18 protein-coding genes and 1 riboswitch are annotated in these 23,093 nt (G+C 51.9%); of the genes, 12 read left to right on the forward strand and 6 right to left on the reverse strand.

The window, feature by feature from the left end; translation table 11 throughout:
- Nucleotides 1-23: 23 nt before the first annotated feature.
- Complete coding sequence (locus AC3ZPD_RS14330; RefSeq protein WP_490984959.1) at nt 24-1,784, reverse strand: DUF8769 domain-containing protein; 1,761 nt, start codon at nt 1,782-1,784, stop codon at nt 24-26.
- Between the two features lie 650 nt (nt 1,785-2,434).
- Between AC3ZPD_RS14330 and AC3ZPD_RS14335 the strand changes: the two genes are divergently transcribed.
- The 3 genes from AC3ZPD_RS14335 (at nt 2,435) to thrS (ending at nt 6,359) form a co-directional block, all read left to right on the forward strand.
- Nucleotides 2,435-3,913 (forward strand): chitinase, encoded by a 1,479-nt coding sequence (locus tag AC3ZPD_RS14335; protein ID WP_490984960.1) that lies wholly within the window; start codon nt 2,435-2,437, stop codon nt 3,911-3,913.
- 687 nt (nt 3,914-4,600) lie between these two features.
- Entirely contained in the window at nt 4,601-5,323 is a 723-nt protein-coding gene (locus tag AC3ZPD_RS14340; RefSeq protein WP_490984961.1) for a hypothetical protein, read from the forward strand.
- The gene (gene thrS, locus AC3ZPD_RS14345) at nt 5,313-6,359 is read left to right on the forward strand and encodes a threonine--tRNA ligase (protein WP_490984962.1); all 1,047 of its coding nucleotides are present in this window, start codon (nt 5,313-5,315) and stop codon (nt 6,357-6,359) included. The genes AC3ZPD_RS14340 and thrS overlap by 11 nt, the downstream gene beginning before the upstream one ends.
- A 57-nt stretch (nt 6,360-6,416) precedes the next feature.
- Here the strand turns inward: thrS and AC3ZPD_RS14350 are convergent, their stop codons facing one another.
- The gene (locus AC3ZPD_RS14350) at nt 6,417-7,307 is read right to left on the reverse strand and encodes a LysR family transcriptional regulator (protein WP_490984963.1); all 891 of its coding nucleotides are present in this window, start codon (nt 7,305-7,307) and stop codon (nt 6,417-6,419) included.
- Nucleotides 7,308-7,487: 180 nt separating this feature from the next.
- Here AC3ZPD_RS14350 and AC3ZPD_RS14355 point away from each other — a divergent pair, with 180 nt between their 5' ends.
- Nucleotides 7,488-8,789, forward strand: a complete 1,302-nt coding sequence (locus AC3ZPD_RS14355) for an MFS transporter (protein ID WP_490984964.1) — start codon at nt 7,488-7,490, stop codon at nt 8,787-8,789.
- Nucleotides 8,790-8,878: 89 nt separating this feature from the next.
- On the opposite strand, the gene AC3ZPD_RS14360 is transcribed toward AC3ZPD_RS14355, so the two are convergent.
- A complete protein-coding gene (locus tag AC3ZPD_RS14360) occupies nt 8,879-9,235 on the reverse strand; it encodes a DUF1304 domain-containing protein (RefSeq protein ID WP_490984965.1) in 357 nt (118 codons plus the stop codon).
- Between the two features lie 614 nt (nt 9,236-9,849).
- Nucleotides 9,850-9,933: riboswitch (cyclic di-GMP riboswitch) on the reverse strand.
- A gap of 687 nt (nt 9,934-10,620) precedes the next feature.
- On the opposite strand from AC3ZPD_RS14360, the gene AC3ZPD_RS14365 reads away from it, so the two are divergent.
- From AC3ZPD_RS14365 to pstB, 5 genes are all read left to right on the forward strand, one after another.
- Nucleotides 10,621-12,015 carry a stalk domain-containing protein gene (locus tag AC3ZPD_RS14365; protein ID WP_490984966.1) on the forward strand — a complete coding sequence of 465 codons (1,395 nt, stop codon included), beginning with the start codon at nt 10,621-10,623 and terminating at the stop codon, nt 12,013-12,015.
- Between the two features lie 65 nt (nt 12,016-12,080).
- The gene (locus AC3ZPD_RS14370; protein WP_490984967.1) at nt 12,081-12,947 is read left to right on the forward strand and encodes a phosphate ABC transporter substrate-binding protein; all 867 of its coding nucleotides are present in this window, start codon (nt 12,081-12,083) and stop codon (nt 12,945-12,947) included.
- A 102-nt stretch (nt 12,948-13,049) separates the two neighbouring features.
- Entirely contained in the window at nt 13,050-14,012 is a 963-nt protein-coding gene (pstC, locus tag AC3ZPD_RS14375; RefSeq protein ID WP_490984968.1) for a phosphate ABC transporter permease subunit PstC, read from the forward strand.
- On the forward strand, nt 14,012-14,911 hold the full coding sequence (gene pstA / locus AC3ZPD_RS14380) for a phosphate ABC transporter permease PstA (RefSeq protein WP_490984969.1): 900 nt from the start codon (nt 14,012-14,014) through the stop codon (nt 14,909-14,911). The genes pstC and pstA overlap by 1 nt, the downstream gene beginning before the upstream one ends.
- 75 nt (nt 14,912-14,986) lie before the next feature.
- Entirely contained in the window at nt 14,987-15,742 is a 756-nt protein-coding gene (gene pstB / locus AC3ZPD_RS14385) for a phosphate ABC transporter ATP-binding protein PstB (protein ID WP_490984970.1), read from the forward strand.
- 164 nt (nt 15,743-15,906) lie between these two features.
- Here the strand turns inward: pstB and AC3ZPD_RS14390 are convergent, their stop codons facing one another.
- Together AC3ZPD_RS14390 and AC3ZPD_RS14395 are read right to left on the reverse strand one after the other, a co-directional pair.
- Complete coding sequence (locus AC3ZPD_RS14390; RefSeq protein WP_490984971.1) at nt 15,907-19,002, reverse strand: MMPL family transporter; 3,096 nt, start codon at nt 19,000-19,002, stop codon at nt 15,907-15,909.
- On the reverse strand, nt 18,995-19,639 hold the full coding sequence (locus tag AC3ZPD_RS14395; RefSeq protein ID WP_490984972.1) for a TetR/AcrR family transcriptional regulator: 645 nt from the start codon (nt 19,637-19,639) through the stop codon (nt 18,995-18,997). The genes AC3ZPD_RS14390 and AC3ZPD_RS14395 overlap by 8 nt, the downstream gene beginning before the upstream one ends.
- A gap of 221 nt (nt 19,640-19,860) precedes the next feature.
- On the opposite strand from AC3ZPD_RS14395, the gene AC3ZPD_RS14400 reads away from it, so the two are divergent.
- Nucleotides 19,861-20,127, forward strand: a complete 267-nt coding sequence (locus AC3ZPD_RS14400) for a hypothetical protein (protein ID WP_490984973.1) — start codon at nt 19,861-19,863, stop codon at nt 20,125-20,127.
- A 181-nt stretch (nt 20,128-20,308) separates the two neighbouring features.
- Here the strand turns inward: AC3ZPD_RS14400 and udk are convergent, their stop codons facing one another.
- Nucleotides 20,309-20,944 carry a uridine kinase gene (gene udk, locus AC3ZPD_RS14405; protein WP_490984974.1) on the reverse strand — a complete coding sequence of 212 codons (636 nt, stop codon included), beginning with the start codon at nt 20,942-20,944 and terminating at the stop codon, nt 20,309-20,311.
- A gap of 461 nt (nt 20,945-21,405) precedes the next feature.
- On the opposite strand from udk, the gene AC3ZPD_RS14410 reads away from it, so the two are divergent.
- Entirely contained in the window at nt 21,406-22,833 is a 1,428-nt protein-coding gene (locus tag AC3ZPD_RS14410; RefSeq protein WP_490984975.1) for an ATPase domain-containing protein, read from the forward strand.
- 14 nt (nt 22,834-22,847) lie between these two features.
- Entirely contained in the window at nt 22,848-23,090 is a 243-nt protein-coding gene (locus AC3ZPD_RS14415; RefSeq protein WP_490984976.1) for a hypothetical protein, read from the forward strand.
- Nucleotides 23,091-23,093 lie beyond the last annotated feature (3 nt).

Raw genomic sequence — 23,093 nt, forward strand, 5'->3', positions numbered from 1 at the left:
AAGGGGCCCTACGTTTTATTTCCTCACTCCGCCTGTGAAAATCGCAGCGCAAACGTCATCCGCTCCCAAACCTGATCGTCGCTGCAGACGGGAAAGACAATTTCGGCCTTACCTCCGGTATGGACCAGGAGCGGGGCGGGAGCGTCCGCTTCTACGTCTACGCGAAGGCCGGGAAGACTCCACTCCTGCCCGGAAACGGCTACCCTGCTCAAATCGTCGCCGCCGATTTCAAAGACAAGTTCAACCGGGGTATCGCTGTGAAATTGGGCGTCAATATCCAGCCGCCGGGCCGAAGCTTCAGCTTGAAAGGTCATGCCGCGCAGGTGGGAATTCCACGTTTCACCGGCTGCCCGGCGGACCATACGCAGCGTATAACGTTTCCCGTCCCGGTCCAGCCAATGGGCCGTGGCATTATGCATCTGCCCGTTCGTATTACGGCTGCCCGACATCCCGCCAAGCATCAGCGTTTCGGTGATCCAGGCGGTAGCCGTGCAAATCTGCCGGTTCTTACCTGGCAGATCGCGTTCACAGAGCTCAAGGAACTGCCGGCGAACGAGCCTTTCCCCTTGCGAATCGCCAAGTCGGCTTCGGATCTCTTCCGGCATGTCCTTGCCGGTTAAGGCTACCAATGCGATCATCGGATCATGGCTTGTTTCGCAGTTCACCCCGGCTAAATGGCGATAATCCTCGCCCAGCGCCAAATAAATAAACACGCCGATGGAGCTGTGCTCGGTGATTTCATTTTCATAGCTGCGGGCATAAGGGCCGCATAAGTTTTCAAGCCCAGGCTCATAAAATTCGGCGATGTTGGTCCAAAGCCCAAGCTCCAGCTCCCGCCCGGTCTGGCGGAAAGTCAAAGTCCGGCCGTATTTTCGCCACATGCCAAGCACCGTCAAATCCACGCCGTAATACGTGCTGGAATTAAATTCGGCGAATGAATTGAAAGTCTTATACTCATGGTAAAGATCCGCAGCGGCTGTCTCGGAGTGGGTCATCCATGCCAGCTCTCCGTAGCGGTGACCGTAATAATGGGCGATAAACAGGTGCATCAGCTCGATATTGGTATTGGTCGGGATCGATTGCGTACGGTAACGCTCCAGGGAGGCCGCAACCGTTCGTTTCATCGCCCTGTCCATTCGCTCTACCTGCTCCGAAGGCAGTTTCGCCTCGAAATGCTCCAGAATCAAAGCAAAGGTACAGGCGATAAATTCGCGCCAATTCGGATCAAAGCTCTCCCATACCCGGGGATATACTTCGTCTGCGGCTTTGCGGAACATCTCGAAAAGGGGATCCCCATGACCGTGACCATCGCCGTGAACGTCGCTATGACCATCACTGTTTTCCGCAGGTAAGCCGGCTTCCAGACCGGCATAACGGACAAAACGCCGGAAAACTTCATCCATCGCCTCCGGATTGGAGTAAGCAAAACCCGGCGGAAAACTCCCCCAAGCCGTATAGCCGGCGGGCGGCAGCGGTTTTTCAAGCGTCTGGCGGAACGTTCCGTCATAAATCTCGCCGTCCAGGCAGAGCTGCATATCAAGTACGCGGTCAATAACCCGGACGGCTGTCCCGGCGTCCTGCGGACCGTCCCTGAGCAGCAGCCCAAGCGCATAATGGGCGCTCTCCCGGGTGTCGTGCAAACGGGAATGTGCGGCAATCATGCCGGCTTCGGGATCGAAACGCTCATCCAGCTCGGTCATGGCCTGTGTGATCAAATGGAGCTGCTGAGCGGACATTTCGCCCAGGCGGGCGGCAGGAGGAGAAGTTTTGGGAATGCTCGACATATTGGCACCTTGCCTTTCTTTTGCTTTTCAGCATCAGGAGCAGATTTTACCCAAAATATACTTGATTCGAGGAGATTCGACAACAGGAAGATGACAGGCATCCATCCGTGAAGGCTATCCGTCAAGGCTATTTGGGAGGCCTGCCTGGATGGCTGTCCGTGGTGGCTGCTAAAGGTTAAGGCCGGACTCCACAACCGAAGGAGCCACAAAACGGCAAGGGATGAAATTTTCTTGTTCAGCTTAAAAATCAGGGAGAATCGGATATATTTATCCCTGCCCATAAATTGTAAATTATGTTATATTATCCTCGAAAAATGCAAGCTTCATAGTCTTTATCTATATACGAAACTAAAACTCTTCGTTTTGCAGGTATTATCGCTTGACGCTCCCAGCATTCTATTATTCAGTTTCATTCCCAATATACTCCACTTGTTTACCGCTATATTCTCTGCCTAATCGCCGCCTTTTTTGCCGTCTGGTCGGCCGCCTGCTTCATCCCCTTTTTTTGTCGGGTTCCTTTTACATCATGGGCTGAGCCCGAAACCGAACAGCTTTTGTCTCTTCTTATGCCGCACACCTTAATTCCGTTAAGGAGGTGAGCTTTGGTTTATTCCGCTGCCTGAAGCAAAACCTGATAAGGAGGAGAATCTATGAAAAAGCTTTCGCTCAAAAGGTCATCTTTCAAAGGAATTTTTCTTCCGCTTTTGCTGGTTTTCACTATGGTTTTTGGCGTATTTGGGGCAGATGTGGCCTCCGCTGCGGATCGAGGAGCCTGGGCGCCTAACGTATCTTATGCGGTTAACGACACGGTTACCTATAACGGCAGTACCTATAAAGCCATCCAGGCCCATACCTCGCTTGTGGGCTGGGAGCCGCCGAATGTTCCGGCTTTGTGGCAGCTGACCCAAAGCGGTGGCGGCGGGGGAAACGATACGCAGGCCCCGTCCGCTCCGGCGAATCTGACGGTGACCGGTACGACCTCTACCAGCGTTTCGCTGAGCTGGAGCGCTTCGTCCGACAATGTGGGCGTCGCGGGTTATGACGTTTACCGCAACGGGGCGGTTGTCCAGACCGTAACGGGCACGTCGGTTACGATCGCCGGACTCGCCGCGGCCACTGCTTATACCTTTAAGGTCACGGCCAAAGATGCCGCAGGCAATGTCTCCGCAGCAAGCGCCACGGTTAGTGCGACGACGGCTTCCGGCAACGGCGGAGGGGGAGGCGGCGGATCGCTGCCGAAACATTTCCTTACCGGCTACTGGCAGAACTTCGTCAACGGCGCAACGCCGCTTAGACTGAGCGCTGTACCTAACGACTATGACCTGATCGTGCTGGCTTTTGCCGAAATGGATACGGCCAAACCGGGCGCCGTAAAATTCGGAGTCGATTCTTCTTTGTCCTCTGCGCTCGGCGGGTATACGGATGCCAATCTCATCAGCGACATTCAGGCCAAACATGCGGCGGGCAAGAAGGTGATCCTGTCGATCGGCGGGGAGCAGGGCAACATCAGCCTGGATAATGCTTCCCCTAACGTGGCCAATTTCGTGGACAGCATGTACGGCATTATCACCCGTTTTGGACTGGATGGGATAGATATTGACCTGGAGCACGGCATGAACGTGCCAAACCTGACCTCGGCGATCCGGCAGCTGCAGCAGCGGGTGGGTTCGGGATTCATTCTGACGATGGCTCCCCAGACCATCGACATGCAAAGCCCAAATTCAGCTTATATGCAGCTGTACAGCAACCTCAGAGACCTCACGACCGTGATCAACGTGCAGTACTATAACTCCGGCTGTATGCTCGGCCGGGACGGGAAATGTTATGCCCAAGGCACCGTTGAATTTTTGACGGCCTTGTCCGACCTGTCCCTACAGTGGGTATCTCCTTCCCAGCTCGGGCTCGGCGTACCGGCCACTTCGTCCGCAGCCGGCGGCGGATATGTAGCTCCATCCGTAGTCAACGATGCGCTCCGCAGCCTGGCGAACGGCACGCAAAGCGGCAGCTACAGACCGGTTCAAGCATACCCGAATATCCGCGGGGCGATGACCTGGTCCATTAACTGGGATGCTTCGAGCAATTATAACTGGTCAAGAACCGTGAAGCCGGCGGTCAATGCTTTGCCGTAAGGCGGAATGATTGATTTGATCAACAACGGTGCGGGAGCTGTCCGAAATGAGTTTGACAAATGCAGATTCGTTGATTATCATAACTGCATATCCAACTGAATGGAAAAGGCTGGAATCAAGGACAAGAATGCATGCAGGATACCGATCAGAGAGAGGGGTCACCGGCTGAAAGCCCCTTCGGAAGGTCGCGTGGATTTACCGCCTTGTAGCCGCGTTTTTGAAATAACGGTCGTCATGTGCTTTAGAACCCGTTTAGAGTAAGGAACGCCGGGAGTTCCCGTTACAGAATGCTGAGGATTTGCCGGATGACCGGCAGATTAAATTTTGGGTGGAACCACGAGCATGCTCGTCCCTTGCGGACAGCATGCTCTTTTTTATTTGGATACCAACAGCTGGAATCAAGGACAAGAATGCATGCAGGATACCGATCAGAGAGAGGGGTCACCGGCTGAAAGCCCCTTCGGAAGTCGTATGGATTTACCGCCTTGTAGCTGCGTTTTTGAAATGACGGCCATGCTATAACTGGCGTTAGAGTAAGGAATGCCGGGAGTTCCCGTTACAGAATGCTGAGGATTTGCCGGGCAGCCGGCAGATCGAATTTGGGTGGAACCACGAGCACGCTCGTCCCTTGCGGACAGCGTGTTTTTTTGTTCATCAATAATCAAAAATGAAGGAGAGTGTCTTACCATGATTCATTTAGTTCAGGATGCCAGTCGAATTTATGCCGCCTTGCTGTTGGCCAGAGTTGTACAACGAAAGTTCCCGGAGGCGAAGTTGGGGCTTTTCGCTTTAACGGATCAGGGATTTTATTACGATTTTGATTTGCCGAGCCCTTTGCCGGAGGAAGATTTGAAGATGATCGAACGGGAGATGGAGAGTCTGTCGGCCGAGAAGGAACCTTATTCGTGCAGAAGGGTCCCGAAAGAGGAAGCCGTGCCGCTTTTTGTAGCCAGGGGGGAAAGCTGGAAGGCGGATTGGTTAACGGCACTTCCCGATTCTGAGGAGGTGCTTGTTAACGAACAAGCAGGGTTTGTAGACGTCATTGACATTCGTCATGCGGGAGACCTTGTCGATCCCGGTAACCTCACCCATTTAGCCGCTCCCAAACGGCCGGCCTTCAAGCTGCTGAACGTGGCTGGGGCTTACTGGAAAGGGGACAGCCGCAATCCGGTGCTGCAAAGGGTATACGGGGTTGCTTTTGAAAGCGGGAAAGAGCTGAGACGTTATCTGGCGGCTCAAGAGGAAGCGCAGAAACGCGACCACCGCAGGCTGGGGAAACAGCTGGAATTGTTTATGTTCGCAGAGGAAGCGCCCGGCATGCCCTTTTACCTGCCGAAAGGGACGGTGATGCGCCAGGAACTGGAGAACCTATCCCGAAGATTTTTGCAAAAATACGGGTATGAGGTATGAGGAGGTCCGCACGCCATTCATCATGAACCGGCAGATGTGGGAGCAGTCCGGGCACTGGGAGCATTACCGGGACAACATGTATTTCTCGGAGATCGACCAGCATCAGTATGCGGTGAAACCGATGAACTGCCCCGGGCACATGCTGCTTTATAAAAATAAACGCCGTTCCTACAAGGAGCTTCCGGTCCGTTACGCCGAGTTCGGGCAGGTTCACCGCTACGAGTACAGCGGGGCGCTGAACGGCTTGTTCCGGGTAAGGAGCTTCTGCCAGGACGATGCGCACCTGTTCGTAACGCCGGACCAGATGGAACGGGAGATCAAACGGACGCTGCAGCTGGTTCAGGAGATTTACGGGATTTTTGGCTTCGAGTACAGCCTGGAATTGTCCACAAGGCCAGCCGACTCGATGGGCAGCGATGAGCAGTGGGAGCTGGCAGAGCAAGCTTTGGCCCGTGTCCTCGAAGAATCAGGGCTGAGCTATAGCCTGAATCCGGGCGACGGGGCCTTCTACGGCCCCAAGATTGATTTCCACATCAAGGATGCTTTGAACAGAAGCCATCAGTGCGGAACGATCCAGCTTGATTTCCAGATGCCGGAGAAATTTGGTTTGAATTATTACGATGAACGTAATGAGAAACAAACCCCTATTGTAATTCACCGCGCGGTTTACGGTTCGATTGACCGTTTCCTGGGCATTCTGATCGAGCATTACGGGGGGGTGTTCCCGGCATGGCTGGCTCCCGTTCAGGTCGTCATTATTCCGGTAGCGGAGAGCCACGCCATTTACGGCGAAGAGATCCGCCTGCAGCTTCTGGCGGCCGGAATACGAGCGGATACGGACAGCCGGAGCGAGAAACTGGGCTACCGGATTCGGGAATCGCAGCTAAAGAAAATCCCATTTGCCCTTATAGTCGGCGATGCCGAGCAGGAGGCAGGCCGGATCCAGGTCAGGGCTTTTGGAGAGATGAAGCAGCAATCGCTCGAAACGGAAGATTTCATCGCTTCTTTCCGGAAGCAGATTGAAGAACGGAACTAAAGGCGGAAGGAGTCGGGGAACTCATCCTAATCCCAGTCCCTGGCCACCGCCCAAACTCTAGCCCCGATCTCGCCCGAAAAACTCCACCGCAAACTCCCTGAAGTGCTGCGCCGCCTGCGATAAATAATGCTTCCGGTTCCAGGCAATGCCGAAGGTGCGCCGGCAGCGGGGTTCGGTGATTTGCAGCTGTACGGTGCCGGGATTCAAAGCGCGCTTGCCGAGGGAAAGAGGCAGCGTAAACGTGATTCCCAGACCCATTTCCACAAGCGTCTGCACGGCGCTGACCTCTTCCAGTTCAAAAGCGATGTGCGGCTCGAACCCGGCCTGTCGGCAGAAGGCATCCGTGATCTCCCTGAAGTTGGAGCGTGCCGATAAGGAGATAAAAGGTTCGTCAGCCGTTTCCCGCAGGGCGATCGATTTTCTGGAAGCAAAACGGTGGCCTTTGGGCACGGTCAAGCATAAATCTTCTTCGGCGAGGGTCAGCCATTCGATGTCCGGGCCCGCTACCGGCGTAGAGGAGATGCAAAAATCGATCTCGGCATTATCCAATTCACTGCGGATTTCGGCCGCCGATCCGAGCTGGCGCTGGATGATCCGCACGTGAGGGTGCAGGGTCAGAAATTGTTTGAGCAGCGTGGGCAGCACGTAAGGGAGCGAGACGGCAATGCTGACAACGCCATGCTCCAGTCCGGCCATGTCGCTCAGCTCGCGTTCTCCTTCCTCCAGCTCCAGAAAAGCCTGCTCTACCCGGCGCAGATAAGTTTTGCCGAAGGCGTTCAGCTTGATCTGCCGCCCCTGCCGCTCGAACAGCGGCATGCCGAGCCGATTTTCAAGGCGCTGAATGGAGTTGCTGAGCGAGGGCTGCGAGACGTTTAACTCTTTGGCGGCCTGGGTGATATGTTCAAGTCTTGCTACGGTCTGAAAATATTTCAGCTGCAGAAATTCCATGCGGAGAACCCTCTCTTATCCATAACTTTGGAGTGATGATTTGATTATAAAATAAGTATTATTTTTTATTAATATTCAATTTTATAATTATACAGCATACGAATCCTCTCCTACCGGATGGGAACGGCAGGGGATGGACCTATAAAGAGATCAGTTAGAGGGGAAATGGAGAGAGTCAGCTTGATTAAAGAAAAGATTTGGACGAGAAGTTTTCTGGTCGTTTGTTTGAGCAGCTTTTTTATGTTTCTGACTTTTTATATTTTGGCGACGGCTTTTCCGCTGTTTGTAAAAGACAGCCTCCACGGCAATGAACAGGAGATGGGGCTGGCCATTACGATTTATGTCCTTGGCGGGGTGCTGCTGCGGCCTTTTTCGGGGCAGTGGGTAGACCGTTTCGGGAAAAAGAGGATGGCCGTTATCGGCATGATCGTTTTTCTCGCGGCTTGTTTGGCTTACTTCGGAGCCAAAGGCATCCTGCTGTTTCTGGTCGTGCGTTTCGTGCACGGGATGAGCTACGCCGTCGCATCGACGGCCACCAGCACGGCGGCTTCGGCCATGATCCCCGATTCGCGCCAAGGCGAAGGCATGGGGTATTTCAGCATGTTCATGAGCATTGCGATGGTCATCGGACCGGCGATGGGGCTTTTTTTATGGAAGGATAAAAATATCAACGTCCTGCTGCTGGCCGTTTCGGCCATTGCGGCGTTGTCGCTGCTGTTCGCGCTGCTGATGAAGCTGCCGGGCCTGAAGAAACCGGCCGTGAACGGCGAGGCTGCGGCGAGCGTGCATGAATCTGCTTCCGCAACCGCACCGGATGCAACGATTTCCGCAAATGGTTCGGACGCCGCCGATATTCCTTCCGCCAGCCGCAAAAAACGGCTGAGCCTCAGCGACTTTGTTGAACCTAAAGCGGTGCCGATTTCGTTGGTCGGCTTTATTTTGGCTTTTTCGTACAGCTCGCTATCGGGATTTATGTCCTCCTTTGCGTCGGAGATCCATCAAACGAAGGTGACCAGTTATTTCTTTGTTGTGTTTGCGGTCATGATTGTGGCGTTCCGCCCGGTGATCGGCAAAATTTTTGATCAATATAAAGAGCATTATTTGTATTATCCGGGCATTCTCCTGTTCGCGGCCGGCATGCTGCTGCTGAGCCAATCCCATTCGGCGGCGATGGTGCTGATTTCGGGGATCGTGATGGGAATCGGCTACGGCGCGTTGATCCCGTGTTTTCAGGCGCTGGCGATGAAGCTGGCCCCGGCGCACCGGAGAGGCAGCGCGACCGGAACCTTTTTCCTGCTGTTTGATCTGGGGTATGGTTTAGGCTCCTACTTCATGGGTATGATTGCTTCTTACAGCGATTACCGTATGATGTACCTGGTGGCCGGGTTGATTCCGGTGTTGTCCGTCGCGGTCTATTACGTGCTGCACCATCGTCAGGCATCCAAAGGCGTGGTCCGCGGCAAGGGGCCGAAGACAGCTTAAAGACGCGGATAGGTAGAAGCCGGTAGTTTTAAAAACAAACAGCGGCGGTCCCGATTCATTCGAATCGAGGCCGCCGCTGTTGCGTCGTTTTACAAAAAAAGCACCGCCAGCAAAGCCAGCACCGCCGGCAAACCCTGCATGAGCAGGATGGACCTTTTCGCGGTAGCGCCGCCGTAGCCGGCAGCGACAATCACGCAAATGAGGAAAAAGATTTCAATTTGCCTGCCAAAAGAGCCGTCCGGGTGCAGCAACCCCCAAATCAGGCCGGCTGCCAGGAAGCCGTTGTATAATCCCTGGTTAGCAGCCAGCGACTTGGACGCCTCCGCTACCTCTCGGGTCGTGCCGAAAGCTTTCATCCCTCTGGGTTTGGTCCAAAAAAACATTTCCAGGACAAGTATGTAGATATGCTCTGCCGCTACTAAAGCTGTCAAGATGAGACCGATCAAAAAATCACCTCTTCCTTCGATTTCTCTTATTCTAACGTAATTAAGGCCGGGAAAGTTCGAAAAAATGGAAATTTAGTTCAGTCTGGAGCCTGGAAAATGCAGAAGGCACCTCTCCAAGGAGAAGTGCCTTCATGGCATGTAGGAATGACTGCTGACAAAGCTGAGAACTTGCTAGTTATGATATTCTAGGTGATTCTTATGAAGGTCTTGCTACAATCAAGCTGCACTTGCTGTCTTTCTACTTGAAGCTGCGGCGTTCAACCCTAATTGTTGAACAATCTATCGAAGAATGCGTAAGTTAACGGTGTACGATCTTTCAGCTGCTTTCAAGTGTTGTCGTTGTACACTTACAGACTGGCGGCTTCCAAATACTTTTCCGGATAAGTGAAAAGTAACCGTCGCCTTTGTAGTTTACGCTAGCTTCCTTGGAAAACTATCTTTGAACCTATGGGTGCTGCCAACCGTATTTACCCAAACCGGTTAACAGCAGGCCTTATTTCATGGAGCTTCAGGTTAAATCCCAAATGGCCTTTGATCTCCGCCGTTCAAAAATAAGAAAACCCTTCTTACCGAAATAAGAAGGGTAGGATCAACGAATAAACGTTGCGTCTTATGTCGGTAACTGGCTGGCATAGCGGATCGCGTTAGCCCCTGTAGTTTTGCGTCACCACTTTTCAATGGTTTTGCCTTTATCATTTTGTAGGTTGTTGATTATTGACAATACTAATGAACTCACATCTATCCCTATATTAGAACTGAATGTTAGCTTAGTCAATAGAAAATAGGAAAAAAGAAGGAGACCTTGGAGAGAACCTCCGGGGTCTAAAGCAGGGGGAGGGGGTGCATCCCGGACTCCGTCTCCTCCTCTTCGCTCCTGTCTATCGGTTTTTCGGCCCTATCTTCCTAGTGCTTATCCTGATAACTCAGCTGATCTTCAATCCGGCCGTGCTCATTATGAAGGATAACCATTGTACAAACCTCCTCAAGTTCTGTTGAGGCAGATGCCGAACACGGCAGCGCCTTTATATCATTACCCGGTTTAACCAAGGGCAATCTCTCCGGTTTGAGAGGCTTAAATTAAGCAGTTTGATCCACGAAAATAGGTCTATCAGACGTTTCCTGTTTCAAATTCGGGACGTTTTTAACAAATCTCCTATTCTATTAACAATAGGCCTTCAACTTTAATATTTCCAAAATAATCCTGAAATAATCCGCTTACAAATGGCTCGTAGAATAGCAAATGTTGGACATACAATTTCTTTAATCTAACAGGCCTGACCGGGGTCGAGGGGGAAAAATCGGCCGGACATTTTTATTAAAAGATAGTTAAAAAAAGAGGATAAAAACAAAAATAAATTCTAATAGAAATGAAGGGTGACTGGCCAATGGTGATGAAAAAAGCGGTAGCAGTTTCCGTATTAGCGGCAGTAGTAAGTGCAACGGCAGTAAGCGCAGTATCCGCAGCATCCGTCGTAAAACCGGCAGCGGTTGTGCAGGTGAAACAAACCTCTTATACGATTAACGGAGCTGCAACTTCTGTACGTTCTATTGTGCAAAATGGCGAAACGCTGGTCGCTGTCGGCGACATCGTGAAAGCCTTGGGCGCACAGGCCATGACGGCAAGCGGCCGTACTACGGTTAAGCTGGACGGACATAGCGTAGAGATGCAAATCGGATCCAAAAATATCGTAGCCGACGGCAAGGCTTCCACGCTGAACCAGCCCTTGGTGAATATCAGCGGTTACAACTATATCGCCGTACGTCCTCTGGTTACAAGCCTTGGCGGTACTTTGGTCTGGTCAGCAGGCGGTATCGAAATCAACACGGTTAAGCTGCTTGAAGGCGCTGAAAACCCACGTTTTGCGGGGGCCGGCAAACTGCTCGTTTCCAAAACGACTGAAACCGGCCGCACCGATTATCTGGTAGACACGGCTACGGGCAAATACGATCAGCTGCTTACTACCGAAGACGGATCGGACCTTGCGGTAGCTCCAAATGGATTTAAAGCGGCTTACACCACAACGGATGGTGCGGTTTACGTCATTGACCTGGCTACTAAGAGCACAACGAAAGTCAGCAGCGACGACAGCATCAAACCTGAGCTGGTTTGGTCCGCGGACAGCAGCACGATCTTTTTCCTGCAAGGGGACAAAGGAACCGTGATTGCCAGCCTGAACCCTGCGGACGGCAAAATTACGGCACTCGTGAACGATAAAGTCGATTACAAGGAAAACCTGAACGTTTCCGCTGACGGCAAAAAATTCGTTTATACGGTAACGACGCTGGGTGCGGTAACCTCCGACGCCACTAACGTGGATGAAGACAATGTCGATATCGACTACTCCGTGAACCAGCAGCAAATTTTCTCTTACGACACTTCCGCCGAGAAGCCGGCAGCGGTACAGCTCACTAAGGCCTCCGACGACAAAGTTTTTGTTCTGTCCGCGGATGGAACCAAAGCTTACTATGTTAGCGCCGGCGACGAAAGCCAGCCTTCCAGCCTGGTTTCCGCCGATGCTTCTCAGCAAGTTACCCCAGTATTTACACAAGGCGATGTACAGCAGGTGGTTCTGGCGGACGGCAAGCTTTACGTGCTTACGTCAGAAGGTAATGACAACGCCATTTATTCCATTGATACAGCTACCGGCGAGCAAAAGAAACTGTATACCGTTTCTGCGGACGTAAGTTCTCTGGTTGTTTCCGGATCTGAAATCGCCATCGTAAAAGGCGAGCAGATCCTGGTTAACAACGGCGGCAGCTGGAAACCCGTAACAAAATAATGGGTCCGAAGTTTGATATTTCCAAACGAAGTTCTATTTTCCCAAATCGAGAGGAGTTCATCCCTATGAAAAAATGGTTTAAACCTATGGCGGCGCTTCTTGTGGCCGTATCCCTGGTAGGCGGCGGAGTATCCTCCGTTGCGACGGCTGCAAGCAGCGTCTCCGGCAAAATCGTCATTAACGGTTCTTCGGCTCTGCTGCCCCTTACTCTGCAAGCAGCAAGCGAGTTCAAGAAAAAGAATCCTAAAGTCAAAATCTCCGCTTCCGCAGCAGGTTCCATCACTGGACCGCAATCGGTTCGCAAAGGCATCGCCGACATCGGCGCTGTAGACTGGGATGCCACAAAAGACGTGCCTGGTTTCAAAAAATTCGACGGTCAAGTAGCCAACCCGGTGGCGGTCACCGTTTTTACTGCAGTAGCCAACCCTAACGTGGGTGTGGACAGCCTGTCTACCAAACAGCTGCAGGACATTTTCTCCGGTAAAGTGAAGAACTGGAAAGACGTTGGCGGCAAAGATGCCGACATCGTTGTCGTAAACCGCAAATTCGGTTCCGGCACACGCGTTAACTTCCAGCAGAAAGCCCTGCAAGGCGTTGAATTCATGAGCAAAGGCGACCACTACAAAGAAGTGGGCTCCAGCGGCGATATGAAAACAGCTATCGAAACTACGCCAAACGCTATCGGTTATATCGATCTTCCTTATGTAACAAGCAAAATGAAAGCCCTGAAAATCAACAACGTAGCGCCGACGGAGAAAAACGTCATTAACGGCACCTACAAAGTATGGGGCATCGGTTATTTCATGACCAAAGGCCAACCAACGGGCGCAACTAAAGCATTTATCCAGTACATTCAAAGCAGCTCGTTCCAAAACGGCTCCCTGAAAAAATTGAAATTCATTCCGTTGTCCGCTGTAAAAAACATTAAATAATCATTTATCTTTCCAGAAGCCAATCACGAAAGTAATGAAAAAAGAGGCCAGCTGCCGCTGACGGGCGCAAAGCTGGCCTCTCTTTATGAAAGGAGAACTTGTATGCTGGATTTGAATGCAGCCCCTCCCGCGGGAACCGCGGCTTCGGCCGAGCTGGGCAAAAGGATCGGCACGGGATCCGGGCCGAAGCTGGGCCGCAGAGCCCGCCTGAAAATGTCGAACGCGCTGTTTAAAGCTTTGTGTATAGCCAGTGCCGTTTTTGTATGTCTGGTGTTGGTAGGCATCCTCATTCTGATGCTGCGCACCGGCATTTTAACGTTTTGGCATGTCCCTTTGAAGGAGTTTTTTCTGTCTGCCAACTGGGACCCGGAAAATGAACACTACGGTGCTTTGTCCTTTATTTTCGGCACTGTGGCCTTAACCGCATTAGCCCTGCTGATTTCCGTTCCTTTTTCGGTAATTATCGCGATTTTTCTGGCCGAAATGACGCCGAAATGGCTGCGGAATCTGCTCCGCCCGGTGCTCGACCTGCTGGTGGGCATTCCGTCCGTGGTTTATGGATTCCTGGGATTAACCGTATTGATCCCCTGGCTGCGCAGCATCAGCGGACACGACCTGGCGGACGGACTGTTGGCGGCGGCGATCGTGCTGTCGATCATGATTCTGCCGACGATCAGCCGGATCAGCGATGACGCTGTTTCCGCCGTTCCCCAGAAATACCGGGACGCCTCCTATGCGCTTGGCTCCAACCGCTTTCAGACTACGCTTCGCGTCGTACTGCCTGCGGCCAAAAGCGGCGTCATTTATGGCGTCATTTTAGGCATGGCCCGTGCGATCGGCGAAACCATGGCGGTGGTGATGGTTATCGGGAATACGGCGCAGCTGCCGCTTGACTTGTTTACGCCAACGGCCGTGCTTACCAGTAATATCGTGATGCAAATTTCCAGCGTTGAATTTGATTCCACCTGGAATTATGCCTTGTATATGATGGGTTTTATCCTGCTGATCATTTCGCTGCTGATGATTATCGCCGTCAGACTGTTCCAGAAGAAAGGAGCTAATTAATGAACAAGATTACGGGCTCCAACTCCGCTTATTCCTTTGGAAAAAGAAGAAACTCGTCGGCGATCCTGGACCGCCTGTTTACCGGGATCGTTTGGGGAGTTGGCATTGTTGTCATCCTGTTTATCCTGGGGCTGCTGTTTATGCTGCTCAAAAACGGGCTGCCGAAGCTGAGCTGGAGTTTTCTGTACGGGCTGCCGAGTGAAATTGAAGAAGGGGGCGGGATTGGCCCCGCTTTGTTCAACTCTTTTTACGTGCTGATTATTTCTCTGATTATATCCATCCCGATCGGGATGGCAGCGGGTATTTATCTGGCCGAATTTGCTCCCGACAATAAGCTGATCGGGCTGGTCCGTATCTGCGTAGAGGGCTTGTCTTCGGTTCCTTCCATTATTTTCGGCTTGTTCGGCATCGCGCTGTTTGTGGAATATTTTCAAATCGGGCTTACGATTATCGGCGGAGCGGTCAGCTTGGCTTTCCTGAATCTGCCGGTGCTTACGCGGGTGACGGAGGAGTCGGTAAGAGCCGTTCCCGTGGAATTAAAAAATGCTTCCTTCGCCATGGGAGCCACCCATCTGCAAACGATCCGTAGGGTGCTGCTGCCGGTAGCGCTAAGCGGCATCATGACCGGCATCTGCCTGACGGCGGGCCGCGCCTTTGGCGAAAGCGCCGTGATCATTCTGACCGCCGGCGTCTCCACCTCCGGAGAGATGTGGGATTTTAACCTGCTGTCGCCCGGGGAAACGCTGGCCGTTCATCTTTGGTATGTCCAGTCCGAGGCTATTGTGCCGGATGCCCAGGAGATTGCGGAAAAATCCACGGCCGTCCTCATTTTCGTCGTTTTGCTGATCAATGTGTTGTTCCGCGTGCCTTTGTGGCTGAATTCCCGGCGAACAAAGTAGGCTGCGGCTCTGATGGAAGAAGGATACCCGGCAGCTGAACCGTTTGATGATTATATCCGATACGGAGGACATTCCATGCAAACCTTAATTGAAACGAATAAACTGAATTTGTTTTACGGGGATTTCCATGCGCTTAAGGACATTTCGATTGATATCCCGGAGCGGGCGATTACGGCTTTTATCGGGCCGTCCGGCTGCGGCAAATCCACGCTGCTGCGCACGCTCAACCGGATGAATGACCGGATCGCGGGGACGCGGATCGAAGGGCGGGTAGCGATCGGCGGGACGGATATTTATTCCGGGGATGTCCATGTGGAGACGCTGCGGACCCGGGTCGGGATGGTGTTCCAGCAGCCGAATCCTTTTCCGAAATCCATTTATGAAAATGTGGCCTTCGGCCCCCGTTTGCACGGTCACCACAGCAAAAAGGAGCTTGACGAAATCGTCGAGCAAAGCCTTCGTTCGGCCGTTCTTTGGGATGAAGTAAAGGATAAGCTGAAGCGTTCCGCGCTCAGCCTTTCCGGCGGCCAGCAGCAGCGTCTTTGCATCGCCCGCGCCTTAGCGGTCGAGCCGGACATTTTGCTGATGGATGAAGCTACGTCTGCGTTGGATCCGATTTCCACGCTCAAGATCGAAGAGCTGGTCCATGAGCTGAGAGATCGATACACGATCGTCATGGTCACACATAACATGCAGCAGGCGGCGCGCGTCTCCAACCAAACCGTATTTTTCCTGAACGGAGAGGTCGTGGAATACTCGGAAACGGAAAAGCTGTTTGCGAATCCGGCCGAACGCCGTACCCAGGATTACATCAGCGGCAGATTCGGTTGAATGGACGTGAAAGCGAAGTAGAAGGAGCAGAACCCCGTTTGGTTTGGAAATTGAAAAGCAGCCCGCCGGGGGATTCCGGACGGACTGCTTTTTTTGCTGTTAGAACCAGCTTATCGGCTGGCGCATGTTATTAATCGATGAGATTCATAAGCCCGAATCGGGTACTACTCCTTCGCTTCGTGGTTTTTGGCCTGTTTATCCTGCAGGAAACCCTGGATGGCCATCAAAGCCGGTACAAACATCGGCAGAAGAATAAAGGTAAGAACCACAAGTCCGACGATGACTGCCGCGGCGAGCTCAATCAGCAGCACGAGGCCGGACGGAATCAGCGTAGCGAAGGTACCGCCCAAAATAATCATCGCGGAGATGATGACGCCGCCGACGCCGCGGGCCGAGCGGACAATCGCCTCGCGGTGGTCAAGCACGCCGTATTCCTTATAACGCATCATAAGGAAGATGCTGTAGTCTACGCCAACCGCCACGATGATGATAAAGGAGAAGAACGGCACAAAGGAGGAAACGCCGTCCGCTCCGATGATATATTCCGTAACGAGCTTGGAAGCCCCCATGGCTACATAATAAGAGGCGACCAGGGATAAGACGATGTAAACCGCAGGCCAGAAGGAACGGATGACCAGCAGCAGCACCAAAAATACGCTGATGATGACGATAACGGCTGTGCTATTAAAGGAAGAAACCTGCGCCTTGTTCATGTCGTACGTGGTTGAACTTGGGCCCGTGGCTCCATGCACGGCACCGTCCAGGACTGTTCCGGCAAGCCCGGTGTCTACGGCGGCGTTGATTTTTTCAATAATGTCCAAGGCCGCCGGTGAATAAGGATCTTCATTCAGGATGACAAGCATCTTCGTGATCGTCCGGTCACCGGACATAAAGGCGTCTTCGGCTTTCTGGAACGATTCATCCTGAAGCGCTTCGCTTGGGATAAAGAACGTTTTGGTCGTGCCCATCTGATTCAGGAAACCGGCCGTTTTGCCCAGCCCGTCGGAGATGTCGCCGAGGCCCTGGCTGCTCTTCTGCAGGCCCGTCTTCAGTTGGCCGAGTCCGCTGGACAATTTGCCAAGCCCGGTGTTTAGCTGCTGCTGACCGCTTTGGATGTCGCCGAGCGCTTTATTCAGCTTGGTCATGTTGGCGGCGATTTCCTTGCTGCCGGAGCTGCCCTGCTTCAGGCCGCCGGCCAGCTTGCCGGCACCTTGCTCGAGCTCGCCGAGGCCGCTCGAAATGCGGTCCAGCGCAGCGTCAAGCTGGCTTAAACCGCCGGTCGCACTGGCGAAGGAAGCGTTGAGCTGCTTGTAGTTTTGCTGCAGCGTCGTCATACCGCTGCTGATCGAAGCGAGCGCGGTGGACAGCTGCTGCCCGGTTGATTTTAGCGTTGTATAATCCGTATCCTCTTGCAGTTCGGAATGACTGTTACCCAGCTTGTCGATCAAGCCGTTCATGGAGGTGAGGCCGCTTTGTACGTCAGGCAGGCCCGTTGCCAGCTTGTCGAGTCCGCCCTGGGCGGAGGCATACCCCTGCTGGAGCTGCTTCAGCCCGCTGGAAAGCTGGCCGGTTTGCCCCGTAATCTGGTTCATGCCGTCATGCAGCTTGGCGATGCCGGCCTGCAATTGTTCGGCACCGGTCGCACCATCGCCAACGCCTGATGATACTTGGTTTAACGCGGCAGTAATTTGCTCATAGCCGTCTTTGACCTGCGCAGTGCCGCTGACCAGCTGATCCACCTGGGAGAAATCCTCGGTGCCGGTCAGGCCGTTTTGCATTTGGTCAAGTCCGTTCTTGACCTGGTTGACGCCGTTTTTAGAGGCGTCTATGCCTTTCGTAACTTCAGCCGTTTGGCTGCTGATGTAGAAGTCGTCGATCGGTTCTCCTTGCGGCTGGGTCACGCTGGAGACCGATTTGACGCCGGGAATCTTTTTAATGCTGTTCGTCAGCCCGTCGATAACGCCAAAGGCGTCGTTATTATCCAGTTTGTTTTTGCCTTCAATGACCACGGTGGTAGGCAGCGCCTGACCGCGCGTGAAATGCTCGGCAACAAGTCCGAAACCTTTGGTCGACGGATAATCGTCGCCCAGCTCCGCAATCTGGTCAAAGGAGAGCTTTTGCCCGCTGGTCAGGAAAACCGGCACCAGCAGCACGATGATGGCGATTACGGTAATGAAAGGCCGTTTCACGGAGAAAGCGGCAAGCCCGCCCATCAGGCGGTTTTCTTTGTGGCCGTTAACGTTTTTGGATGGCCAGAACAGCTTGGGTCCAAGAACCTTTAAAATAAACGGCGTCAGCGTAAAAATTTCAAGCACCAGAATGACGGCGCCGATCGCAACCACGTTGGCCGATTTGTAAATCCCGAAGTCCGCGAAGCTCAGACAAGCAAAAGCAAAGAAAATCGTAAGGATGCTGTAAAAAATCGTTTTGCCTGCTGTTTTATAGGAGATCAGGATAGCTTCATCGGTGGATTTGCCATGAGCCAGTTCCTCGCGGAACCGGTTAAAGAGCAGGATATTATAATCCGTGCCGATCCCGAATAAAATCAGTACCAGCAGCATTTGCGTGACGCTGGTTATCGGGAAATTCAGCTTATCGATTACCTGGGCTGCAATCCCCATGGAAACCAGATAACAAACGCCTACGGCTGCTAGGGAGACAAACGGCACTACAACGGAACGGAACATGAGAATCAGAACGACCAGAATGAAAATGACCGTTAATGCGGCGCTCTTCTCAACGCCGGAAGTGGAAGCTTTCAGATAGTCGTTTTGAATAAAATCCTCGCCGCTCAGGTAATAAGTCACTTTGACGTCTTTCAGAGCCGAATCGAGCTGATCCTGGATTTCATCCACACTGCGCCCGTTAATGTTCAGCGTAAACGAAACCATTAAAGTCGTGTTGTCTTCGGAGAGCAGGGAGGATTTGGCCTCAGGCGAGGAAAAAGGATCAATCAGATCGGTGATGCCGAGCTGTTCCTTCTGATCGCTGAGGGCCTGAACCCCGCTTTCAATATTGCTCATTTCCTCATTGGAGAGCTTATCTTCATCATAGAAGATCACAAGGTCGCTCCGGCCCTCCGTTTTGTTCATTTTCTGAAGCAGCTCGCCCGCTACTTTAGAGGGGCTGTCGGCTGACAGCGGGTCCTGCCCGCGTTCATGCAAAATAGCGTTAACGTCAGGTGAAATCACGGTCAGCACAACCGCCAGCGCCAGCCATAACACAAGAAGCGGCCAGCGCCATTGAATCATTTTACGCATGATGGTTTTCTCCTTCTCTCTCTTTGTACTCCTCCAGCAGTTGGTCAATTCCGCTGCAATAAACGGCTATGAGCCGATCCACCAGAAGTCCGAGCGTCTTGGGCTCGGGATTGTCGCGAATAATCAGCACGACACCTTCAATCAAGGTCGCGGTGATCATTTTCACCTCGCGCTCTTCATAATCGCTAAGGGTTCCGGTAGGTTTTGCCGCCGCAAACAGCTTTAGCAGCAGGGTTTCCGCAAATAACGTGATTTCCTGTTTGATGCTTTCGTATTTCGATCCTTCGCTGCGGCAGAGCAGCAGCATCAGCCCGGTGCCTGAGGCCTTGAGCAGTCCGACAAGTGCGTCTTCTACACGGCGCCAGAAGTCGTCGGTGGTTTTTCCTTCGCTGCTGACATGGAGATCCACCGTCTGCAAATACTCGCTGGCATAGGTGCTGTACTGGATGTAGATCGGGCCTACGATAGCATCAAAAAGTTCTTCCTTTCCGCTGAAGTAGCGGTAAATATTGCCGGTCGTCATGCCTGCAAGTTTGGCTATTCGGCGCATGGAAGCCTCCGAATAACCATGTTGGCTAAACTCGAGGGTCGCGGCTTCCAGGATGGCGTCCCGGACTTCTTCTTTTTGGATTTGCATTAGTGAACACCTGTTTACTTTTAGAATGGTTTTATTATAAATCCGGATTTGCCTGGTTTGCAAGCCGGTATAGGAAAGTGCCGCTAAACCGTCCGATAATTTTTTTAGAATAGGAAAAAGTTACTAATCAATTAGATATTTTTGCTAATAAGAAATCACTCGCATAGGCATTGCGGGTCTAAAGGGCTATCATTTGGAGTGTCACAGATAGGAGGAGAAAGATGGGCGGACTCCGGACCGAAGCAGCGATCCTGAATATTTATTACAAGGACAACAACAAGATGGCAACCGCTCAGCAGATAGCCGAGGAGATCGAAATTCACCTTTCGGCCGTCTCCGCTGCGCTGGAAAAACTGCGCCAATTCCATATTTTGCGGTGCGACATCGGTTTGAACGGTCTTGCTTATTATTCTTATGATGTTCCGGAACACTTAAAACTTAGCGGCGACGAAACCCGCACGGAGGAAAACGGAGGCTGGCCGGAATGAGGACAGAGGGAAGCTTTTTGAATCCCGTAACTTGTGGAAAAAAATAAAAGCAGCAAAACCGCCGTTTCCCTTCCGGGCGGTTTTTGCTGCATGAAAGGCTGCCGCTGCTGCAACTAATGCCAGCCAGGGAACCCGAGGTTGACTGGAAAGCCGAAAGAAGGGGAAGCCGTAGCCTGATAGCTTAAGCTTCGCCCCAGGTGCGGTCGCCGGACAGGTATTTTTCGGTCAAAATAGCGAGCAGCTGAATGCCCACCTCGTTATGCCCGCCCTCCGGAATGATCAAGTCCGCATATTTCTTCGAAGGTTCGATAAACGCTTCATGCATCGGTTTAACGGTCGTCAAATATTGATTGTGGATCGACTGGATCGTCCGTCCGCGCTCTTCAATATCCCGGAGGACCCGGCGAAGGATGCGCACATCCGGATCGGTGTCCACAAATACCTTGATATCGAGCAACTCGCGGAGCTTTTCGTCGGACAGGACATGCAGTCCTTCGATGATCACGATGTTGTTCGGTTTGAGGCCAATGGACTTGTCCGCAGATCTTCCGTGCACGGTAAAATCATAAATAGGCGCCTGGGCGGCTTGTCCCGATTTCAGCTGTTTCAAATGCTCGATCAGCAGCTCGTTGTCAAACGCAAACGGATGGTCGTAGTTAATCAATTCACGTTCGGACAAACTCAGATGCGAATGGTCTTTGTAATAATTATCTTGCGATATAAAAGTCACTTTACCCGATCCCAAACGGTCGATTACGGAACGGGCTACCGTAGTTTTACCTGAGCCGGTGCCGCCGGCAATACCAATAATAAGCATAACGCTCAAATACCCTCCCTAAGATATTGCAATTCCAGTATTGTAGCACAGCGGACGAGATTTTTCATCTTGTTGGGACGAAAGAAGAAAGGCCAAAATGTTACAATAGCAGCTCATTATCAATATGAGGACGCAGTTAAGGGCCTTCTTCCGGCTCCTTATATTGTCCTTCGTTTGGCGGCGGCATTCCGTCCGGATCTTTTTCTGCCACATAACTTTACCAATTCAGGAATGAAGTACTATACTAAAAATAGGACTTTTCTATAGGAAAATGAAGTCGATGTCACTATAATTAATCCTCGTTGTATGCTTTTCCCCGTTACCGGAGTAACTAGATAGATAAACAGAGTGAAACGGTCAGATTTTCCCCGAATAGTTCAAATTTAAGCTAAAATAGGATTGGAAAGCGACAATTTCATACTTTTTACCATAATCCTTTCGGACGCAGGGAGTGACATAATTTGAGAACACAGGTGCAGACAGGGATCCCGGGATTGGACGAAATTTTATGCGGAGGTATGCCCAGAGGGACTTCAATCATTCTTGAAGGGGAACCCGGAACCGGTAAAACAACGATCGGGATGCAGTTTCTGGTCGAAGGCATCCGTAATTACGGCGAATCGGGCATTTATGTGACTTTTGAGGAGCTTCCCGAACAAATTTACAGCGACATGTCCGGTTTTGGCTGGGACCTTCAACGTCTGGAGCAAGACGGCAAGCTCAGGGTGATCTGCATGGATCCTGGAATTTTCCTCGAAGAAATGCAGCGGCCGGGCGGACTGTTTGAACAGGTGGCGCAGCAAATCGGCTGCCGACGTTTGGTCGTGGACAGCATCAGCTTATATCGGCTTTTTAACAAAGAAGGCGATGTACGGCGCGAAATCCATAAAATTCGAAACATTGTTCGAAAAATGTCCTTGACGGCTCTGCTCATCCGGGAATACGGGGAAGGGGAAAAAGAGGGCATTTCTTTTGAAAATTACTTATGCGACGGCATTATTCGTTTATCGCTCAAGCCGCACATGGACAAATACCGCAAACGGACGATCGAGGTCATGAAGATGCGGGGGACACCTATCCGGGAAGGGGAGCATATCTACAAATTCCTGGAGAACGGCATTCATATCGTGCCGGCTCTGTCCATGGCTGAAGATATCCTGATCGTCAATGAATACAAGGATTGCTTGTCTACCGGAATTCCTTCGCTGGACAAGCTGCTTCAGGGCGGTCTGCCTAAGGGCTCCGTCTTTATGATCGATACGAACAGCAAAGCCAACTATAAATACCTGGTAGCCTCTCTGTTATCAGAAAGAATCAGGCAAAATGACGGCTTAATCCTGATGATGTCCGCTTTATCTACCATAGATTCCTTAACGGAAACCTTATCGATTTTCGGCGTTTCGCTTACGGATAGCGTCGATAAGAACCAGACTTATTTTCTGGAGCATTTTGGCCGTTTTCTGGATTCGGAACAAAAGCATGCCGTATTGTCCCTGTCCGACCTGGATAACGAGAACTTCGGCAAGGGGCTCCATGCCCGAATTCGCGCGGCGATCGGCGAAGAGAAGCTGAGAACAAAACGATGGATGATTTATTGCGATCTGAACACGCTGATTTCCCAGCGCGGGATAGATTTTGTGAAGGCCCATTTTGCACAGGAAATGTCCGTTTGCCGGGCTGCGGGAATTACCGTGGTTGCCCATTGCAACTTTACGGAGATCGGCGCGGATAACGCCTCGTATCTAGAGCGCTCCTGCAACGGCGTCATCCGGACATGGGTGGATGGCAGCTATCAGTATATGCAGGTCACCAAATCCCCGAGCGGGCGGATGACCATACCGCACATCATAGAGAATACGGGAGATAAACCCTTTATTCGTCTTATATAGGAGGCTGTCCTTTCATGAGTTCCGAAAGAGAAAAGCTGACGCTTCAGCTGGAATGCACTTTATTTTTTGAAAATAATCCTTATGCCTACCAAACCATTGACGGCTTGTCCATCAGGCTTGGCCGGAAGGCGGATCAGTTGGACGACGTGCTGAATCGGCTTGTGGAAATGTCTATTTTGAACCGGGTTGGGGAAGGAGAAGGCGCGATTTATTATTTCAAAGCCCCGTATCATGTTACGGAAGCGGAATGGAGCTAAGCT

It is taken from the genome of Paenibacillus mobilis, assembly GCF_058267595.1.